The 291-nt window shown below is 64.6% G+C and carries 1 pseudogene; it reads left to right on the forward strand.

Annotated elements, in window-relative coordinates:
- A pseudogene (mtnA, locus tag PZH32_RS13610) lies at window positions 1–291 on the forward strand (S-methyl-5-thioribose-1-phosphate isomerase); the annotation flags it as partial.

The raw sequence follows: 291 nt of genomic DNA on the forward strand, positions 1-291 counted from the left end.
GTTGTTCTCCATGGCCTTGGAATTTGCGGGCAACCTGGCTAATAGCGCCCGTCCCACGGCCGTAAATCTGGGCTTGGGCGTCGCTCGCGCCTTGGCGGTAGCCCAGGCGGCGCTAGGGGAGGGCCAGGGGCCTGAAGCGGTGGCTCAGGCTCTCTGCCGGGCTACTCAGAACCTTGTTGCCGATGACGAGGCGGTAAACCGTGCTATTGGTGCCAACGGAGCTGCGTATTTGCGCGATTTGGCCGAGCGGAAGGGCGCCCCTCTGACCGTGCTCACCCACTGCAATGCCGG

The organism is Adlercreutzia equolifaciens, assembly GCF_029076695.1.
Taxonomy (GTDB): domain Bacteria; phylum Actinomycetota; class Coriobacteriia; order Coriobacteriales; family Eggerthellaceae; genus Adlercreutzia; species Adlercreutzia equolifaciens_A.